13 protein-coding genes are annotated in these 19,989 nt (G+C 70.0%); 7 read left to right on the top strand and 6 right to left on the bottom strand.

From position 1 onward, the window contains the following. Positions 1-22: 22 nt before the first annotated feature. A complete protein-coding gene (locus tag ACWBNA_RS28685) occupies positions 23-589 on the top strand; it encodes a hypothetical protein (protein ID WP_482707405.1) in 567 nt (188 codons plus the stop codon). A gap of 48 nt (positions 590-637) precedes the next feature. On the opposite strand, the gene ACWBNA_RS28680 is transcribed toward ACWBNA_RS28685, so the two are convergent. Next, positions 638-1,990, bottom strand: a complete 1,353-nt coding sequence (locus ACWBNA_RS28680) for a M14 family metallopeptidase (RefSeq protein ID WP_482707404.1) — start codon at positions 1,988-1,990, stop codon at positions 638-640. Between the two features lie 308 nt (positions 1,991-2,298). On the opposite strand from ACWBNA_RS28680, the gene ACWBNA_RS28675 reads away from it, so the two are divergent. The 4 genes from ACWBNA_RS28675 to ACWBNA_RS28660 all read left to right on the top strand — a co-directional run bounded on the left by ACWBNA_RS28675 (position 2,299) and on the right by ACWBNA_RS28660 (position 7,805). After that, positions 2,299-4,629: an ATP-binding protein gene (locus ACWBNA_RS28675; RefSeq protein ID WP_482707403.1), complete on the top strand. Its 2,331-nt coding sequence runs from the start codon at positions 2,299-2,301 to the stop codon at positions 4,627-4,629. A gap of 167 nt (positions 4,630-4,796) precedes the next feature. Continuing rightward, positions 4,797-5,705, top strand: a complete 909-nt coding sequence (locus ACWBNA_RS28670; protein ID WP_482707402.1) for an anti-sigma factor RsbA family regulatory protein — start codon at positions 4,797-4,799, stop codon at positions 5,703-5,705. A gap of 162 nt (positions 5,706-5,867) precedes the next feature. Then, positions 5,868-6,350, top strand: coding sequence for an ATP-binding protein (locus tag ACWBNA_RS28665; RefSeq protein WP_482707401.1), 483 nt, complete (start codon positions 5,868-5,870; stop codon positions 6,348-6,350). 141 nt (positions 6,351-6,491) lie between these two features. Next, positions 6,492-7,805: an Nramp family divalent metal transporter gene (locus ACWBNA_RS28660; protein WP_482707400.1), complete on the top strand. Its 1,314-nt coding sequence runs from the start codon at positions 6,492-6,494 to the stop codon at positions 7,803-7,805. A 13-nt stretch (positions 7,806-7,818) separates the two neighbouring features. Here the strand turns inward: ACWBNA_RS28660 and ACWBNA_RS28655 are convergent, their stop codons facing one another. Then, positions 7,819-9,081 (bottom strand): hypothetical protein, encoded by a 1,263-nt coding sequence (locus ACWBNA_RS28655; RefSeq protein WP_482707399.1) that lies wholly within the window; start codon positions 9,079-9,081, stop codon positions 7,819-7,821. Between the two features lie 60 nt (positions 9,082-9,141). Beyond that, complete coding sequence (locus ACWBNA_RS28650) at positions 9,142-9,651, bottom strand: SigE family RNA polymerase sigma factor (RefSeq protein WP_482707398.1); 510 nt, start codon at positions 9,649-9,651, stop codon at positions 9,142-9,144. A 151-nt stretch (positions 9,652-9,802) separates the two neighbouring features. On the opposite strand from ACWBNA_RS28650, the gene ACWBNA_RS28645 reads away from it, so the two are divergent. Both ACWBNA_RS28645 and ACWBNA_RS28640 read left to right on the top strand, forming a co-directional pair. Then, positions 9,803-10,234, top strand: coding sequence for a hypothetical protein (locus tag ACWBNA_RS28645; protein WP_482707397.1), 432 nt, complete (start codon positions 9,803-9,805; stop codon positions 10,232-10,234). Positions 10,235-10,303: 69 nt separating this feature from the next. Continuing rightward, positions 10,304-10,690, top strand: a complete 387-nt coding sequence (locus ACWBNA_RS28640) for a hypothetical protein (RefSeq protein ID WP_482707396.1) — start codon at positions 10,304-10,306, stop codon at positions 10,688-10,690. Positions 10,691-10,906: 216 nt separating this feature from the next. Here ACWBNA_RS28640 and ACWBNA_RS28635 read toward each other — a convergent pair whose 3' ends face one another. The 3 genes from ACWBNA_RS28635 to ACWBNA_RS28625 form a co-directional block, all read right to left on the bottom strand. Further along, entirely contained in the window at positions 10,907-11,437 is a 531-nt protein-coding gene (locus ACWBNA_RS28635) for a hypothetical protein (RefSeq protein WP_482707395.1), read from the bottom strand. Positions 11,438-11,814: 377 nt separating this feature from the next. Then, positions 11,815-18,444 (bottom strand): polymorphic toxin-type HINT domain-containing protein, encoded by a 6,630-nt coding sequence (locus ACWBNA_RS28630; protein ID WP_482707512.1) that lies wholly within the window; start codon positions 18,442-18,444, stop codon positions 11,815-11,817. 251 nt (positions 18,445-18,695) lie between these two features. Further along, positions 18,696-19,949 (bottom strand): DUF1266 domain-containing protein, encoded by a 1,254-nt coding sequence (locus ACWBNA_RS28625; RefSeq protein WP_482707394.1) that lies wholly within the window; start codon positions 19,947-19,949, stop codon positions 18,696-18,698. Positions 19,950-19,989: the final 40 nt, after the last annotated feature.

Below are 19,989 nucleotides of genomic sequence, written 5' to 3'. Positions count from 1 at the left end.
ATCGTCGACCATACTGCCCGCTGTGGAGCAGCGCATAGGTTCGAGCAGCCAGCCCCTGGAAGGCGCCGGATTCGACCCGGCATTCATCCCCGGGCTCACCTCACCCGCGTCCGGCGAGCCGGCGGATGCCGATCCGGCGGACGCCAAGTCGACGGGCGCCAAGTCGACGGAGGCCGTGGAGACGGAGGAAGCCGCCCCCGAGAAAACCGCGGACGCCGACGAGCCGGAGGCGTCCGAGGAGTCGGAAGAGACCGGGGAGCCGGACGAGGCCGGAGAGGCCGGGGAGACCCCCGACGGTCCCGTCTTCGAGGCCTCCGACCGCCGCGCGAAGATCGTCGCCGACCACCGGGGCGTCCGCCTGGCCCTCGACGACCAGCAGTGCGAGTTCCGCTGGGACGAGATCGGCGCGGTCGAGACGGAGACCCCCCGTTTCGGCAAGCGGTTCACCATCACGGTCCACACCCCTGACCGCCGCTGGTACCCGATCGAGATCGAGGCGACGGCCAGGAGCCGGTTCACCGAGTGGGAGTCACAACTGGACGCGGTGCTCGACGCCTACTTCGACGAGGACGCGGCCGAAGTGGCGTAGGAGCGCAGGAGCGTAGGAGCGCAGGAGCACGGGGGCACCGCGCACCACCTAGCCGCCGCAGTACTGCGTCTCCTTGCCGATGGACCGGTACATGCAGTCGGAGTTCTCCAGCAACTGCAGGACCGCGTCCCGGTTCCGCGCGGTCTCCCGCTCGATGACCTCGTCGGGCGGGTAGAAGCCCCCGCCCGCACTGGACGACGGGTACATCTCGAACGTGTAGCTGAAGATCTTGTGCGAACCCCACAGGTAGTCGTCGATCGACCCGTCCGTGATGTACAGGTCGCTGGACTGCTCCGGTGTGTAGCCGTTGCTCGCGGCCATCTTCTGCCCGACGGCCGCGAAGGCGTTCCGGTCGTCGGCCGTCATCCCGGTGGTCGTGTTCGCGGTGGTGTACCCGAAGGGCCACAGCACCAGTTCGCTGTACGTGTGGAAGTCGATGCCCGCCTTGATCTGCTGGACCCCGCCGACCACCCGGCTGCGCACGAAGTCGGCGACGACCTTGACCTCCGGCGCCGACTCGGCGGCGGTGCCCCGGTACGTCTCGGAGGACGCCGAGCCCGACGAGCCGCCGCAGCAGCCCCACCGATAGGCCCAGTTCCGGTTCATGTCCGTACCGACGTACGACGAGCCGCTGTTGGGCTGCCGGTTCTTGCGCCAGGAGCGGTAGGAGCCGGTGGCGATGTCGTACTCGCCGCCGTCCGGGTTGAGGTCGGGCACGATCCAGATCTCGCGGTTGTTCACCATGTCGGTGATCCGGGAGTCGGAGCCGTAGCCCGCCCCGAGCTCGCGGATCAGGTAGAGCGCCATCTCCACGGTCAGGTGCTCGCGGGCGTGCTGGTGGTGGGTGAAGAGCACCTCGGGCTCGGACTCGTCCGTCGCCACGTTGTCGCTGATCTTGATCGCGACGATGTCCCGGCCCTGGTACGACTTCCCGATGACGCGTCTGCTCATGATGTTCGGGTAGGCCGAGAGGCGGGTGGTGATCTCCGCGTTCATCTCGGCGTGGTTGTGGTAGCGCGAGTCGGCCGAGGGGAAGTCGAGGAGACGTACGTCGTCCTCGCCGTTCGACCGGTCCGGCACCGCGCCCAAGGCGGTGACCTCGTAGCCGAGTTGCCTCAGCTTCCTGACCTGGTCGGCGCGGCCCGAGATGAACACCGAGTGGTCGTCGGCGTCGTCCACGGTCACGCCGGACCGCTGAAGTGCCGTGCGGGACTTGGCGTCCGAGTGCAGGTGCACCTCGTACTGGCGGATGTCGTCGGCCGACGGGGCCGCCTTCCGGGCGCTGTCGGCGTTCGCGGAGAGCGGGGCCGCGAGGGCGAGAGCCATCAAGGAGGCGACGGCGGCGACGGCGGCGCGCCGTCTGCCGCCGCGGGGGCCCGAGCCTCGTGTGCGAAGTCGCATGAAGTTCTCCTGGTTTCTCCGGGAATTCCGGGATCTCCGGAAGTGGGGAGTGGAGCGGGGGGTGGTTCAGCGACGAGCTGGTGCGGGTGTGCCGCTCATCGTCGGTGTATGGCATGAGCAGGTCAAGAGTGAATAAGGACGCGATGGCGTGAACTGTGCGGCGCGAAAGGCCGTGCAGTGTACGCCGGTTGACGCCCGGTGAGGCGGTCGCCGGTGAAGTGCACTCGCGGGTGTGACCGACGCGTGCATATATGCCGGGCCGCGGGACAAGGTGGGGCATCACCGAAACCCCAGAGGACTGGCTGATCATGGGCGGATCAGCGCCACGACGGGACTGGCACCTGCCGGTCGAGACGACCAGCTTCGTCGACCGGCGCCGTGAACAGACCGACGGCCGCGAGCTGTTGGCGCGAGCACGGCTGGTCACGCTGACCGGGCCCGGCGGCGTCGGCAAGACCCGCCTCGCCGCACGCATCGCGGCCCGCGTCCAGCGCGCCTTCCCGGACGGCGTGCGCTTCGTGCACCTGGCCGGCCTCGACGACCCCGCGCTCGTCCCGCTCGCCGCCGCCGACGCCCTCGGCCTGCACGACCACTCCGCCCGGCCACCGCTGACCGCCCTCGTCGAACACGCACAAGACCGGCGCCTCCTCCTCGTCGTCGACAACTGCGAACACCTGCTGCACGCCTGCGCCGACCTCGCCGCCGCCCTGCTGCGCGGCACCACCGGCGTCCGCGTCCTCGCCACCAGCCGGCACCGCCTCGGCCTCACCGAGGAACACCTGCTGGACGTACACCCGTTACCGGTCCCCGACCCCGACGGCGACCTCTCCGCCGCCGACGGCTACCCGGCCCTCGCGCTCTTCGCCGACCGCGCCGCCGCCGTCGCCCCCGGCTTCCGGCTCACCGCCGCCAACCGGGCCGCCGTGGCCCGCCTGTGCCGCCGCCTCGACGGCCTCCCGCTCGCCATCGAACTCGCCGCCGTCCGCATGCGCGTCCTCGGCGTCGAACAGCTCCTGGACCGCCTCGACGACCGCTACCGCCTCCTGTCCGCCGGCAGCCCCGCCGTCCTGCCCCGCCACCAGACACTGCGCGCGGCCATCGACTGGAGCCACGAACTGTGCACCGAACGCGAACAGTTGGTGTGGGGCCGGCTGTCGGTCTGCGCCGGCGGCTTCGACCTGGAGACGGCCGAGGCGGTCTGCGCCGACGGCGAGCGGATCCGGTCGTACGACGTCCTCGAAGCGGTCGCGGGCCTCGTCGACAAGTCCGTGCTGTGCCGCGAGCCCGGCCCGGACGGTGGGCGCTACCGCCTCCTGGACACCCTGCGCCACTACGGCCTGGACAAACTACGTCAGTCGGCGGGCGAGGAGCCCGCCACCCGCCGCCGCCACCGGGACCGCGTGCAGGCCATCGCCGCCGCCTGCGAACAGACCTGGTTCGGCCCCGGCCAACGGGAGATCGTCGCCCGCCTGCGGGCCGACCAGGACAATCTGCGCGCGGCGCTGGACCACAGCCTCACAGCGCCGGGGGAGGCGCTCGCCGGACTCCGCCTCGCCGGCACCCTCTGGTTCTACTGGCACGCCTGCGGCGCCCCCCGCGAGGGCCGCTACTGGCTCGACCGCGCCCTCGACGCCAACCCCGAGCCCACCCGCGAACGCGCCCGTGGCCTGTGGGTCGCCGGACTGCTCGCCGGGTGCCCCGAAGACCTCACCCGGGGCCTGCGCAGAGCCGAGGAGGCCCACACCCTGGCGCGCGGCCTCGGCGACGCCGCCGAGGCCGCCCACGCCGACTACGTCATCGGCGTCATCCGGCTCTTCAGCGGCGACCTCCCCGCCGCGCTGGCCCACTTCGAGGCCGGCGTCGCCCGCGGCCGCGTCAACGGCCAGCACCTCAGCCTCGTCGGCCTGGACCAGGTCGAACTCGCCTGCGCCCTCGCCTTCCTGGGACAGGCCGACCGGGCCGTCGAGATCTGTCGCCGGGCCCTTCGCCTCTGCGAGGAACACGGCGAGGAATGGGTGCGCTCCTACGTCCTGCGGATGCTCGCCCTCGCCCACGCCGTGAAGCAGGACTGGCCACGCGCCGAACGGCACGCCCGCGAGGCACTCCGCCTCAAACTCGCCGTCCACGACGTCATCGGCATCGCCCTCACCCTCGACCTGACGGCCCAGATCGCCACCCAGGGCGACGCCCACGAACGCGCGGCCGTCCTCCTCGGCGGCGCCGACCGCGTCTGGACCGCCGTCGACCGCGACCGCTGGGGAGCCAAGCCCCTGATCACCACCCGCCGCGACAGCGAACGCCGTGCCCTCGACGCGGTCGGCCGGTCCGCCTTCCGGCAGGCCTACGACCGCGGCGCCGCCCTCGACCTCACCGAGATCGTCCGCTACGCCCTCCAGGAACCCGGCCGCCCCCCACACCCGCCCACCACACCACCGTCGAACGGCGCCCCCGAAATCCGCCTCACCCGCCGCGAGGCCCAGGTCGCCGAACTCGTCGCCGAAGGACTCGCCAACCAGCAGATCGCCGACCGATTGGTGATCGCCCGCCGCACCGCCGAAGGCCATGTGGAACGCATCCTCAGCAAACTCGGCTTCAACAACCGCAGCCAGATCGCCACCTGGGTCACAGCCCAGCGCTGACGCCACCGGCCCAAGGCCGGGGCTGCCGTAGCCGCGGGCAGTCGTGCCGCTGGGGCGGCACGGGTGGGCGCGGCGGCACCCTGTCGGCGCCGGGCTGCGCCAACGCCCCCGCCCAGCCCTCACCCAGCACACCGCCACACCAACCGCACGAAAGGGATGACACCCCGGTGACCCACCAACCCGCCCCCACCCAGACCCCCTTCGACCACCGCATGACAGCCTTCGGCGCTGACGACGAATTCCTCGCCACCGCCCTCCCCTTCCTGGCAGAGGGTCTCGCCGCAACCCACGAGCCCCCGCCCGTCGCCATCGTCGCCCCGGACAAGCTGAGCCTCCTGCACGACGCCCTCGGCCGCGACGTCGACAACGTCGGCCTCATCCCGCACACCGACTGGTACACGGGATCCGCCGCCAACGCCGTCGCCCAAGGCGCCGGTTACCTCGCCGCACACGCCGGCCCCGGCGGCCGCGTCCACCTCCTCATGGAACCCGTGTGGAACGGCCGCGCCGGCCGCTCCTCGCGCGAGACCGCCGAGTGGATCCGGTACGAGGCCCTCGCCAATCTCCTCTTCGCCCCGTTCGCGACCACCGCCCTGTGCGCCTACGACACCCGCACCGCGGGCCCCGCCGTCGTCGACGCGGCCCGCCGCGCCCACCCCGACACCGGCGCGTACGAGGACCCGGCACGCATCGCCGCCGAGCTGGACGCCGTACCGCTGCCGCCGCCGCCGGCCGACGCGGAACCCCTCGCGCGGCCGGACGCCGAAGTCGTACGGCAGCGGGCGCGGGCGCGTGGACTGGCCGTCGCGGACGCGGAGCTGTTCGCCGAGTCGGTCACCGCGGCGGCGGCCACCGTCGGCCCGGTCACCGCCACCCTCCTGTGGGGCGAGGCCCCGTCCTGCGTCTGCGAACTGCGTACCGCCCGCCGCGTCGACGACCCCCTCGCCGGCTTCGTCCCGCCGCCCACCGGCGACCTGGAACCCGCGCAGGGACTGTGGTTCGCCCGCCAGGTGTGCGCCTACGTCGACGTCCGCGACGAGGCCGCCGGAGCGACGGTCCGCCTTCAGTACGCGTAGCCACTCGCCGTAGCAGCCGTAGCAGCCGTGGCCGCGCTGCCGTAGCCGCCATGGCAGCCGTAGCAGCTGTGGGAGCCGTGGTAGCCGTAGCCACCGGTTACAGGTAGGGAATCGGGTAGTCCTCCCCGTGTTCCGACCGGCCCGGGAGGACACCCTGAAAGCATGCTGCAACTCTCCGGGGGAGCCCTCCCGGACCCCGACTCCAGATACGGCGCCTACCCCCAACCCCCCCTGGGAGCAGGACATCTGAGCGTCGAGTACGACCCTCGTCCCACCGCCGTCCGCGAGGCCCGCGCCGAGGTCCGCAGGCAGCTGGAGGGATGGGGCCTGGCAGAGCGCGAGGAGGTGCTGGACGCGGCGGAGCTCCTGGTCAGCGAACTGGCCACCAACGCCCTGCTGCACTCCGCGAGCCGCTTCCGGCTCACCCTGACCGCGGCGCACGGAGTCCTGCGCTGCGAGGTCGCGGACTTCGGCCGCCGTACTCCGCAGGTACTCTCCGCGGGCGCCTCGGAGAGCGGCCGGGGGATGTTCCTGGTGAACGCGCTCGCCCTGCGCTGGGGCTGCCACCAGGACGGGCCGGGCAAGACCGTCTGGTTCGAGCTCGGCACGTGCGGGTCCGACGGCTGCGGTCGGCGACAGCCGTAGGGCCTGTCCGCGGGCCCTGTCTGTCACCACATTCCCCGGGCCCCGGCGGTCCGCCGAGCCCCGGGACCTGCCCCGGACCACCGTCTTCCTTCACCGCACGCCCCCTTGTGCCCTCGCCCGCTTTGCGCTTTCTTGATCGGCATGGCGGACACCACGGACAACACAGCGACAGGGACGGCAGCCACCCCAGCACCCCGCAAGTCCAGTTGGAAGTACATCGGCCCCGGAATCGTCGTCGCCGCGACCGGCGTCGGCGCCGGCGACCTCGTCGCCACACTCATCGCGGGCAGCAACTTCGGTTACACCCTCCTGTGGGCCGCCGTCATCGGCTGCCTGGTCAAGATCTCCCTCGCCGAGGCGGCGGGCCGCTGGCACCTGTCCACCGGCCGTACCCTCTTCGACGGCTGGGCGAGCCTCGGCCGCTGGACGACGTGGTTCTTCGTCGTCTACGTCGTGATCTGGGGCTTCGTCTACGGCGCGGCGGCGATGTCGTCGAGCGCGCTTCCGCTCCAGGCGCTGTTCCCCGACGTGATGGACCTCAAGTGGTGGGGCGTCGCGTGCGGCCTGGTCGGCCTGGTCTTCGTCTGGTTCAACAAGTACGACGTCTTCGAGAAGGTCATGACGGTCCTGGTGGGCGTCATGTTCGTGGTGACGGTCTACCTGGCGATCCGTGTCACCCCGAACCTGGGCGACGCCTTCGCCGGCCTGCTGCCCGTCCTCCCCGACGAGAAGGACTCCATCCTCAACACCCTCGGCCTGATCGGCGGCGTCGGCGGCACCATCACGCTGGCCGCGTACGGCTACTGGGTCAACGCCAAGGGCTGGACCAACACGGGCTGGATGAAGGTGATGCGCCTGGACAACCGCGTCGCCTACGCCACCACCGGCATCTTCGTCGTCTCGATGCTCTTCGTGGGAGCGGAGCTCCTCCACTCGGCCAACGTCGCCATCGCGAGCGGCGACAAGGGCCTGATCCAGCTCAGCGACATTCTCGAGGACAAGTACGGCACAGCGACCGCCAAGTTCTTCCTGATCGGCTTCTTCGCCACCTCCTTCACCTCCCTGATCGGCGTCTGGCACGGCGTGAGCCTCATGTTCGCGGACTTCGTGGCCCGCTATCAGAAGCGCGGCGAGGTCAAGGGCGAGGAGGTCGCGTCCGGGGCGCGCGAGAAGTCATGGCCCTTCCGCGCGTACCTGCTCTGGCTGACGTTCCCGCCGATCGTGCTGCTCTTCCAGGGCCAGCCGTTCCGCCTGATCATCCTCTACGGCGTGCTCGGCGCCGCCTTCCTCCCGTTCCTGGCCGGCACGCTGATCTGGCTGCTGAACTCGGCCCGCACCCCGAGGGAGTGGCGCAACGGCCCGGTGAGCAACGCGATGCTGGCGGTCGCCGGCCTGCTGTTCCTGGTCCTGTGCGTGAAGCAGATCTGGGACCAGCCGTGGTCGGAGTTCTTCTAGGTGCTTCCAGCAACTAGCGGAGCGCGTCCCACTTCGGACTGAGGGCGATGGACCTCAGCTGCTCGATCGTGAGGGCGGGCGTCGCACGGGTCGCGTCGCTGTTCTGGTCGGCGGCGTTGAAGGCGCTGATCACGACCCGCCGACCGTCCACCCTCATGGTGTCGGCGGTCCACATGACGACCCCCGACCCGGCCTTCTCGCCGGGCCCCTGCCGGATGGTCACCCGTGTGCCGTTCGGCAGCGTCTCGGATCCGGAGCCGTACAGGTCGCCCGCGACGTCCCGCATGTCGGGCTGGACGTTGACCTGGACGAAGGTCCTGCCCTTGCCGTCGTCGACGACGACGTAGGCGTACTCGGTCTCCTGGCCTCCCTTGGCGACCACTTCGACGCCCTGGGGAAGCAGGCCGGTGAGGGTCTGCCGGATGGCGTCGCCGTCAATACCGGCGGGAGCCGTCACGGGTGCCGAGGGCTCGGGCTTCGCCGCGTCCTCGGGCATGGCGTCGACGGCCTGCCGCCAGACCCCGGCCGAGGCCAGCTCCTTCAACTGAGCGGTGGACAACGGCGGGTTCGGCCTGCTGATCGGCGCGTCCTTCTCGGCCGCGGCGTTCCACTCGCTCACGGTGACGTACTGCCCGTCGGGCGTCACCAGGTCGGCGGTCCACAGCTTCGTGTCGACGCGCCGGTCGGGATACTCGTACCCCTGGAAGATCTTGAGCAGCGATCCGTCCGCCAGCCTGGTGGAACTGCAACTGTCGTAGGGGGTGAGCACCTTGTCCGGGCACTCGGCGATCTCACGGGCCCGGTCGCTTCCCGGCTCGATCCGGTCGAGGCCGAGGGACACGCTCGCGGGGCCCTTGCCGTCGTCGAACACGACACGTGCGTACGGCGGATAGTCCTCGTTCGTGCCGCGTGCGTCCGACTCGCTGAACTGGCCCTTGGGGAGCAGCTCCTGGAGCGTACGGATCATGTCGGCCCGGGACATGGACAGGGGCGTGGCGGTCGGGCTCGCGGCGGCGGTGGGCCCGGTGGCCACGGAGCGCTGTTCCGGCTCCTGGGAGCCTTCGCCGGGCAGGACCAGCACCCCGCCCACGCCGACGAGCGTGAGACTCGCCGCCCCGCCCACGACCGCGGCCCGGCGTCGCAGCCGCAGCCGCCGGCCGCGCGCATGCCCGGCGGCGGCGAGTGCGGCACCGTCGGAGGGGAAGGTGTGTCCGACCTGACGCAGCGCGGCGCCGAGCCGGTCCTCGAAGGGGTCGCTGTGCTGTTCGACGGGCATGGCAAACCACCGTTTCGGCATGGTCGGAAGTATCGGACGTGTTTGAGGGTGGGCTGGGTGTCAGGGACTGACGTACTCGGCGAGGTCCTCGCCCAGGAGCTCGCGCAGTCTCCCCAGGGCACGTGTGCACCGGGTCCGTACGGCGGCCGAGCTGGCGTTCATCGCGTCGGCGGTCTCCTCGATCGACCGGTCCTCCCAGTACCGGAGCACGATCACCGCCCGGTCCTTGGCGGGCAGCCGTGCCAGCGCCTCCAGCAGCGTCAGCCGCAGCGAGACGTCGCCGTGGGCGCCGTCGGCCCGGTCGGGCAGCACGTCGGTGGCCCGCTCGGTACTGCTGCGGCGCCGCTGGTGGGTGAGGAAGGTCCGGGTGAGGACGGTCTGCGCGTACCCGGCGGGGTTGCCGACCCGGGCGACCCGGTGCCAGCTGATGTAGAGCCGGCCCAGGGTCTCCTGCACGAGGTCCTCGGCGAGGTGCGTGTCCCCGGCGGTGAGCAGACAGGCGGACCGGTACAGATGCGCGGCGCGCGCCGCCGCGAACTCCGCGTACTGATCCGCCAGGACCTGCCTCATGTGCTCCCCCTGCTCCGTGCCCCGACCCTGCCCTCACCTCATTGACGCGGTGGGCCCCGGGAAATGTTTCACGCGACTTCGCGCGGGGGGTCCGTGGGTGGGCGGGTAGGTTGCGTTCGACCCACCGATGAGGCGCGAGGAGCAGACGGACATGAACCACGCGGCGTACGGCCCACAGCCGCCCGACGGCACCCGGCCGCCGCCCCCGCCCACCCCACCGGGCTTCGGCCCGCCGCCCCCGCCCACCCCACCGGGCTTCGGCCCGCCGCCCCCGCAGTACGCGCCGTCCCAGCCTTCCGCTGTCGGACCGGAGTTCTTCGCGGTCCACCGCGACAGCTCGATCGTGGTCGACGCATCGGGCGTCGCCCTCGAGATCAACAGCCACGAGGCCGAATTCCCCTGGCCCGAGATCCGCAGCGTCCACTACAAGGCGAGCCCTTCGGGCAAGGCCCTCATGATGGCCGTCGTCCACGTCGACGGCACGGTGTACGAGTGCGTCGTGGACGCGAAACCGAGGGAACTGCTGAGGGAGTGGTTCGGGCAACTGGCGGCGGTGCTGGGCCATTACCGGCCGCTGGGGTAGGCCGGGGCACCCGCAGTGGCGCAGGCACCGGATCTGGAACCGAACCCCTCATCAAGCCAGACTGACCTTATGCCGAAGATGCGATTGCCCAAGACGGGTAAGGCGGGCTTTGCCGAGCTGGTTGCCTCCTTGCCGCACGCCGAGACCGGTGAGGGCGGACTCGTGCCCTCACCGGCGACCGCGGGGGAGTTTGTCGACGAGCTGGGATGCCGCTGGGCGAAGAGCCGTGGACCTCTCGATCCCCGGTTGGCGAAACGACTTGTACGGACGGCGGACGACGTGATCATCGGCGAGGGGGCGGGGGACGTGCTGCGCTCAGTGCCTCACCACGACCGTGAGGCGGCTTGGGCGGATATCGAGGACCGGCTCGACTCATCGGAGCTGCGCACCTATCAGGCGTACGAGTTCGCTTCGGCGGACGGCCGTACATTGGTGTATTTCGAGGAGTTCTGCTGAGCCCTGTGGAAAAGACCCGGCGGCGTACGGCCCGCAGCCGCCCGATGTTCAGCGCTGCGGAAACCTGCGTGAGGCGTGCCGTTCCTCCGTGCTTTCTGGGTTTCTCTGCCGAACGGCAAAGCCCGGCCGAGTAACTCGGCCGGGCTTTGGGCAACATTCCTTGCTGACGAGAGATCGGGTCGGTTGGAGGCAGACCGACCCAACTGCACCTCCCGGTCAAGGCCCCTGATCATCCTGCTCTTCGCCCAACGGGTCCAGGCTGTCTCCCACCGACCATTCGCTTCCCGCGCTCTCCAGCCCATGCTCGCGGAGGCACGCCCATGGCTCTCCGAACTCCAGCAGTGCGGCGGCGGCCTCCGCTGGATCCCCGGACAGTCCCGCCCCGGTTTGCGACTCGACGTCGCCGAGCCGCTGGGACACATACCGGGTCCAGGAATCTCCATCGACCACCCGGAAGTCCCACGTACCAGAAATCCTGAGGATGTCCTCAGGGCCGGCACCGTCGAGTTCATCGGCTCCGCGATCGCCCTCGGAATCCGCAGACGCGAGCTCAAGGTCATAGAACGGGCCTTCGCGACCCGACACGTCATATACCGTCTCGGAGTATCTACGGGCCGCCGAGCGGACAGCTTCGAATTCCTCTTCCAGCACCTCCTCCGTGGCACCGGACGTCGATACTGTTTCGGCATGCCTGCGCAGGGCAGAAAGCAACTCCTGCATCGCTGCGTCAAGTTTCACCTTGCTCACCCTCTCTTTCTGCCGTGTCCATCGCTTGCCATTCTTCTCCGGCTGCCCACTTCCGCCGGTACACGACTCCGGGTGTCTTCAGGGCGAGAGCGACGGCGTCCTGGTCCGGTTTCATCCTCGCGGGCTGCTTCGGCACATGCCGGTATCCCTGTTCGCGCATCAACCGCGCGGCGCCTGCCCAGTTCGGGGCGGCGACGAGTACCTCGTCGTTCGGGTCACAGGCCCCACTGCGGTCGTCGAGGACCGCGAAGGCGACAACAAAGGATCCCGAGCGGACGAATCCTGTCATATCACTCATGGCTGTGTCCTGGTTCGGTGGTTCGGTCCCCTGGGGGCAGAGACATATCTGCCCCCAGGGAATGCGTGAATCAGATCAGTCAGCCCCGGCGGCCCAGCCCACGGCCGTGCCACCGGTAGTGAATCGTGCCGGACTTGTTGCCGCGCCACCAGTCCAGGTGAGCGTGACCGCCGTTACGGCACGGACCACGAAGCTGGCATGTATATCCCCTCTGCCGCATCTTGTTGTAGTCGTTCCTCCGGGCCTTGTAGGCGCCTCGACGACTTCCGAACCATTTACTGCTCATGATCCGGCAGTTGTGAACCAGCGCCGGAGCTCCGTCGGTCTGGACGTAATAGGTGTGCGTCCCGCCGACCGTGAGGTTCCGTACCTGACGCACAGCCTGATGCCGCACTGCTCCGGTGACGACCGGGGTTCTCCCGTCGGGCGCCACAAGCCGGTCCGAGGACCGCACCTTCCCGGCATCGACCCAGCCCCGCCCCTGCACATACAGGGGGTGCTCCGTGGTGGCGGTGAGCGGCTCGGTCCGTCCGTCACCGTCCGAGTCGACGGACAGGGTCACCAGGTCCTTCATGCCGTCACCGATGATGACGTCGGTGACCGGGGAGACCTTGATCTCGCCCGTGATCTCGTCGGCGGCCCGGACCAGATCGCCCTTGACCACCTCACCGATCGGCTTGGTGCTGCCGTCCGCCATCACGACCGGGGTGTCGGGCAGGAAGGAGTTCCTGCGGCACGCCCGTCCGATGGTGCGTGCTGCGCGGATGGCCCGGTAGCCGCGGTAGGCGCGGTAGCCCCATGCGGCGGCGCCGAGTCCGGGAATGAAGCCGGCCGCGGTGAGGGCGATGTCCCACTTGTTGCGCCAGGCCCAGCGCTTGGCCTTCTTGAAGAACTTCTTGAAGCCCCACTTGCCGTCGAGGTCGACACAGTTGACGGGGTCGGCCATGCAGTACTCGTAGGCGTTGGAGTTGCCGCCCTGTTCCGGGTCGACGGACAGGAAGCGCCCTGTGGCCGGGTTGTACTGGCGTACGCCCATGAGGGTGTAGCCGGCGACGGTCTCGCTGGAGCGCTGCTTGCCGCCGAGCCAGCCGTAGCGCACGGCTTTCTGCTCACCGCGGGGGTTGCCGTACTCGTCCGTGTCGAGAACGACGGGTGCTTCGCCCGCGTTGAGCGGGAGTTGCAGGGCGACGTCGCCGTGGACGTCGGTGAACTGGAGCACGGTGTCGCCGGTGGCGCTGGTGACCGCGCCGAGGTCCCCGGACAGGGAGTCCACGTTGCGGGTCAGGGCGCCGGTGGCGGTGTTCTCGATGACCCAACGGGGGTTGTCGGTGTCGCCGTCGTAGTGGTTGAGCTTGTTGTCCGTCGGCGACCAGGTCCCGCCGTTGTCGGTCTCCACCGTCCAGGAGCGGAAGCGCAGGTTGGCGTCCAGCTGCCAGGTCTGGCGCTTGCCGTTCACGGTCTGCTGGCGGACGAGGTCGTTGGCGTAGTAGCCGACGGTCGTCCCGCCGGGCAGGGTGGTGGTGCGGCCGAAGGCGTCGTAGACGTAGCCGCTGTCGGTGATGCGGTCGGCGCTGTCGAAGGTGGAACTCTTGGTCGTGCCTCCAGTGGTCGGGCAGTCCAGGCCGGGTGCCGCGGCGGCGCTGACCAGGGACGTGCGGTTGCTGTGCTTGTCGAGTCCGTAGGTGCGACGGGTGCAGACCGTCTCGACGGTGTCCTCGACGGTGGTGAGGCGCCCCACGGCGTCGTAACGGTAGGTCTGGTCGGACCATCCGGAGTGGCTGGTGGTCTGGCCGTGGACCGATTCGGTCACCGCGTCCGACATCACGACGGTGCCGTCACTGTCACGGGTGTAGGTGCGGTCGACGGGCGCGCCGGTGGTGTCCTCCGTGACGGTGAGGGTGTAGCCGCCGGGCAGTTTCTCCGTGGTGACGGAGCCGTCCGCGTCATAGGTGGCCGAGAAGGCACCGGCGATGGAGTCGGTGGTCTTCGTGGCCAGGCCGCGCGGCTCGGCGGTGTGGTCGTAGGTGTAGGTGACGGTGGACGGAACGGTGTCGGTGACCTTGACCGGGCGGTCGAGCAGGTCGAACTCGGTGGTGGTCTTTCCGCCGTCCGCGTCGGTGTAGGAGATCTGGCGGCCGAGCTTGTCGTAGGCCCGGGTGATGGTGCCGCCCGTGGGCGACGTGGTCTTCGTCTCCTTGCCGGTGGCCGGGTCGTACTCGGTGGTGGTGTCGGGGACCGCCTGGCCGCTGCCGCCGGTGACCTTCACCGTGGTCGGGCGCCCTGCCGCGTCGAACGACGTGGCCGTGGTGCGGGTGACGCCGCCCGCGGTCTCGGTTCCCTTGGCCGCGTTGCCCCACCAGTCGTACTCGGTGGTGGTGGCCGGCAGCTGGCTGGGGTTGGAGCCGCCTCCCGTGACGGCCCCGCCGGGTCCGACGGAGCAGACCAGGTCCGCCCACTCGGGGCGGCCGGCGCAGGTGCCCGTGCCGGTGGCGGACCAGTAGGCGGTCACGACCGTGCCGGCGTCCGTGCCGGTGCTGCCGGTGTTCATGGTCTTGGCGACCCGGCCCAGGGCGTCGTACTCGGTCGTGGTGGTGATGGCCAGTCCGGCGGGGTCCTGAACGGACTTCACCGGCATTCCCCTGGCCCAGTCGTACTCCGTCTGGACGACCCGGGTCTCCGCGTGGACGGTCGGGTGCTCACGGACCTGCGCACCGGTGGTGACCTTGGTGACCTGGTCCTTGATCGTGGCCGTGCCGTCCGTGGGGCGGCCCGCGTCGTACTCGTTGACCGTCCGGGAGCGCGCGGTGACCGGGGTTCCCGCGGCGACGAGCGTCGTGGTGCCGGACTTGAGATCGGCGGTCAGGTCGGCGCGCCGCAGCGGGCCGAACTCCTCCAGTTCGCGCGTGCCGCTCTCGTTGTAGAGGGAGCGCGTGGTCAGCAGCTCGGCACGCTCGGCCGTGGGCAGGGAGGCGATGCCGAGCTCCGCCTGTGCCGCGCGGTCCGCGGCGGAGATGCCCAGGGCGAGGGCCCGGTTGGCCGCCGTCAGTTCACGGACGGTGTTGCCGAACCGGTCGTACTCGGTGGTGCTGATGTGCCCGCCGGGTGTGGCGGAGTTGACCGAGCGTCCGGAGACTCCCAGATAACTGATCTCCGCACGGGCGTAGGACGACGCGCTCAGCGCGTCACCCGAGTGGGACGCGGGGACGGAGTCGGCGGGGAAGACCGCCGTCGCGTCGGCCGGGGCATCGGTCTGCCCCCATGCCTTCACCTCGCTCGCGCCCAGCTTGTAGGGGGCACTGGTACCCGTCAGCGGCACGTCGTAGACGATGCTCGTGACCGCCTCACCGGAGACGGTGTCGGCGCTGCCCTGTTGCAGGGCGGGCCGGGACGCCTCGAGCAGCATGCCCTCTCCGGCGGCGCTGCTGGATCCCGCCTTGCCGTAGGTGAACGTCCAGGGCAGCTCTCCGGGCGGGGTGATCTTGGTGACCCGGCCCGCGCTGTCGTAGGCGTACTCGGTCTTCAGCGAGGGCGAGATCTGCGGGTGCCACGTCTGACGAAGCCGGCCGGTGCCGTCGTAGAGATACATCTGTACGGACTTGGAAGTGGCCGCCGAGGCGCCCGGCTCCGTGGACCAGAGGCGGATCTCCTTGACCTGGCCGCTGTAGTCGCCGTAGCCGGTGTCGGTGGCGGTGGTGGTCGTCGCGTAGACGAACTCCAGTGCCCGGCAGCCCTTGGTGGTCGGGGTCGCGGTGCACGTCGCGGCGGTCGCGGCGGAGGTGGGGGCGAGGATTCGCTTGGGGCGGGCCAGCTTCTTGCCGTCGACGGTGACCGTCTCGGAGATCACGGTCGTGGTCGAGCCCGACAGTCCGTCCAACAGGGTGCTGGAGACCTGCCAGGTGTCCGCCGCGGCGTCGGGCTTGGTGAACTCGGTGAGAGTGCCTTCGGTGTCGGACAGGGTGAAGCTGCCGCCGACGCTGCCCTTGAGGGTCTGGTCCTCCGCGCCGGGCTCGGGGACCCAGCCGGTCTTCGCGGTGTTCGCGGTGAAGTGCGTCTCCTCGTTGTCGGAGTCCACCACGACGACCGCGGTGTCCGAGATCCGGCGGATGTGCGAGTAGTCGGATTCGGTCGCCTCGGCGACCGTGCCGGACACCCACTGCTTGCCGAAGATCGGCGCCTGCCCGGTCTGGGCGGTGGCGGCGTCCGGGGTCCGGGAGGAGGCGGTCCTGCTGACCGAGAGCTCGAAGAAGGAGGCGTCCGTCTGCGAGAGCGTGTAGTCGCCGGTCAGCAGGTTCACCGAGCCGGGGCCGACCTCGTCGGCGGCGGCGCCGTCCGCGGTGCGGTCGACGACCACCGTGAGTGCCTCGGTGCTGCCGGAGGCGGAGTTGGCGCCGGTGAAGTCGGCCTTGATCTGGACACTGCCGTCAGGATCGACGGTGCTCGTCGCGTTCCAGGTCAGGGGCGCGTTCTTGCCGCCGGTGAGCGGGACGGGCCAAGCGGTCAGGGGGGTGCCGCCGGAGGTGACGTCCCCGACGGGGATCTTCACCCAGGGGTCGGCCTCGGAGCGACGCCAGGAGAAGGACACGGCGTTGTACTTGGCCGCGTCGGCCTCGGCGACCAGGGGCAGCCTGCGCGCGGAGCGCTCGCCCTCGCTCGGCTGGATGAAGCCACCCGGACCGGCGTGGAAGACGTACTCGACCGCCTCGGACTTGTTGTCGGCCTTGTCCACGGCCCGCACCTGAAGGGTGTGGGTGCCGTTCTTCGGCGGGGCGATGGCGATGGCCTTGTCCGCCGTCGAACCACCCGTGGCGACCTTCGTCCAGGTCAAGCCGTCCAGTGACCATTCCAGCCAGTTGTGGTCGGCGGCGGGCGGCGTGACGGTGAACGTGCCGGTCTGTCCCGCGCCCTTGACCCACTGACCGCTCGGATAGTCCGTGGAGACGATCTTCGAAGGGGCGGAGGGGGCGGAGGTGTCGACCGTGAAGATCTTCCACGCCGACCAGCCGTTGTTGTAGTGCGTCCCGTCATACGGGCTGGTGCGGAACTTGTACGTCTTGCCGTTGCTCAGCACACCGGCCGGAACCGTCACCGGGGCAGTCTGCCCGGAGGGCACGTACTTCGACACGATGACGTCGCCGACCTGCGTGTTGGTGGCGTTGTCGAAGATCTGGAAGGTGCCGTTGACCTTGTCGCCGTCGGCGTCGACGAAGGTGTCCCGAAGCGTCGGCGTGGTGGTGTTCACCGTGTACGCGCCGCTGTAGGAGAAGTACGGAGGCCCGGCCTCCTGCTTCGTTCCCGTGCGCGGCCGGTAGTTGTAGTTCACGACCAGCTTCGGCGGGTTCGACGCGGCGTTGGCGGAGTTGACCCGCTTCCACTGCGCGATCACGGACTCGCTGGTGGCACGCAGGCCCATGTGTCCGCGCGTGGCGTTCGCCGATGCCCACTCCTGGGTCAGAGCGGTCACATCGGCGTTGATCCACCCGTCGGGCTGAGTGGTGCAGGAGGCGTTGCCCCGGGTCTCGGTGGAGGTGGCCTTCTTCGCCGTCATGGTGGGGCGGTTGGTCCACCGGCTGGAGGTGGAGGCCGCGCCCGACGCCCACACTTCCCACGGGTATGCCTTGCAGTCCGTGTTGTTGCCGGAGTGGAAGTTCCACAGGGACAGCTTGGCGTCCAGCACCAGCGCGTCCTGGATCGGCGTGGTGTTCCAGGAGATGAAGGACTGTGCGGTGCGCGGGGTGCCGTCGGAGTTGGTCGTCCCCGGGTTGCCCAGGTCCAGTTCGGTGTCGGACGACCAGTCGACCGTCTCGCCCTGCTGTACGTACGTGTCGAAGACGTTGGACAGCGAGGAGGTGGACGGGTCGACCGTCACCGGGTACTTGGTGGCCGGGTCGGCGAGGAACTTCGCGTCCGGGGTCACCACGAGGTCGACGGAGGAACCCTTCCGCACCACCTTCATCGACACCGGCACACGGCGTGTGTGCTCACCGGACCGCTTGTCGACGGTGGAGTCCCACATCACTGGCGCGGGCATGACAGCCCGTTTTTTGTCCTTCTTGTCGGTGAACAGCACACTGCCGTCGGGCAGTTGCCTCACCTTGAGGCCCTTGGCCGTCAGCGGCAGCGTGTACGCGTAGCCGTCCGCGGCGGGCTTCTTCTTGATCTCGACGTACTGCTCGAAGCCCGTACGGGTCGCCTCGACCACGACGTCCGCGCCGGGCACGGCGTTGACGTACTCCGCTCGCGTGCCGTCCAGCTTCGGCTCCGGCAGACCGCCCTTCCACTGGAGGGTGATCTGCTCATCGCCCTCCCCCAGGGTCACCAGGTCGACGGCCTTCTGCCGCTGCCCGGCCCTCAGGGACTTCGCGGCCGTGCCGGTCTTCCCCGCCAGGCGCAGCCCGTTGGGGTGCGCCACCGGCTCCACGCCCTTGCCGGACTCGCGCAGCTTCACGTCGACGGCGACCCACTTGCCGTCCCGCTCGAAGCGGACCGGCCCGGCCGACAGCTCCGTCGTCAGACTGCCGTCCTTGTTCGCCCAGGTCCTGGACGTCTCGGTACGTTCCGACAGGGCCTCGACCCGCTTGCCCGACAGTCGGGCCGCCACCCTCGCCGAGGGGATGTCCGCCGCGTTGGTCGCGGTCTTCGGCTGGGGGGCCTTCGCCTGTTCCTGGGCGGGGGCGGCCTGTGCCGTGCCCTGCAGTGCGGCCGTCACCAACAGCACCGCGAGCCCGCCCGCTGTCCAGCGCAGGCTTCCACTCTTCTCGTGCCATATCCGGCCTCTCTCGTCAGGAGAGGCTAAAACTTCCACGGGTCTCACGAATCCCCCTAGTAAACACACGTCGCAGTGGCAAACGAAGGAAGTCTAAGGAGGTGTAAGGGCCATGTAAAGAAAATTCAAAGGTTGTGAAGGTGAAGCGAGTCACTCCCGTCCGGCGCCGTATGGGCGGCCGGGTCGTACGGACGGGCCTACCGGAAGGGGATGTTGAGCCAGGGGCTGCCGGGGTCGGACATCAGCAGCCGATGGGCGTCGACCATGTCGGTGTACCACTGCCCGAACTCCTCGTCGTCGAAGTGCAGACACCGCCCGAGGATGTAGCCGACGGAGAAGTCCTGCCACGACTTGTACGACCGTGCCGCCGTCCGACCTGCCTCGATGACGGCGGCCTCGGCCTCCCGCACGCTCCCGAACCGGGCCCCGAGCCCCCACCGGGCCATCTTCGAGGCACGCCCGAGATCCCAGGCCTCGACGGAGCTGATGTACCGGTTCTCGTCGAGCACTCCGTCGGCGCGCATCCGGGCCTCGTACCGGGTGATCCGCCCGATGAGCCGCTGCACGCCCGCCACCCGGGCCTCGGTCTCGGATTCGGGCCGTGGCTCGATCTTGGTGACCCCGTCGGCGGTGACCACGGTCGAGCCCTCGTCCCGGGCGCGAATGACGTTGGCGGCGGCCTGACGCCAGTAACCGACGTCGACGTGTCCACCGAAGTCACGGGCGATGGTCCGGCGCAGGCCGAGGGCGAACTCCCAGACAGGGCTGTGAGATTCACAGGCGACCAGGCCCCGAAGGGCGGACAACCATTCCTCCCGCGTGGTGATGCCCCACCACTCGCTCAGCCGCTTGCGCTCGTTGGGATAGCCGGTGCCGTGCCAGGCCATGGCGTTCCAGAACGAGCCGTTGTTGACACAGAGGAGGGCACCGCAGGCCAGTCCGTGGGCGACGGGACCGTGCAGCGGGCCACCGACGCTGAGCGTGCGCAGGCGCAAGGAGGGTTCCGGATCGCGTTCACCGCGCGAGTACTGAGCCCAGACGTCGGAGCGCGGCGGCGCGGCCGGGAGGAACGCCTCGCACGGGCTGCCGGGATTGACCACGATCATCGGTGGATCGGTCGGCGCCCACACCCGGGCGAACCACCGGAGGGTGTTCCAGTCGAAGACCCGGTTCGGCTCCGGAACGGGAAGCATCCCCGCGGTGTACACCGGCCAGACCGGACCGCCGGCTCGCGGATCGAACCCGAAGACCGGGTACGTTCCGCCCGCTCCGGCATCCACCTTGTCCCGTCGTACCTCGAAGAACAGCCGGTTCTGCGCGAGCGTGGTGAAGTACGCCGCCCAGTCGTCACGCGCCTTGGCTTCGAGCAGCGCCTGCTCGATGTCGGTCGGCGCGGTCCAGGCGGGCGATGTAGGGGACCCGAAGCCGGCGGGCGGGGGGCCGAAAGACATGCGAACATCCTCAGGAGTCTGTGCCGAACGGTGCGTCCAC

The organism is Streptomyces sp. Q2, assembly GCF_056820935.1.
The sequence above is the reverse complement of the archived record's forward strand: the minus strand, read 5'-3'. Positions and strand labels throughout refer to the sequence as shown.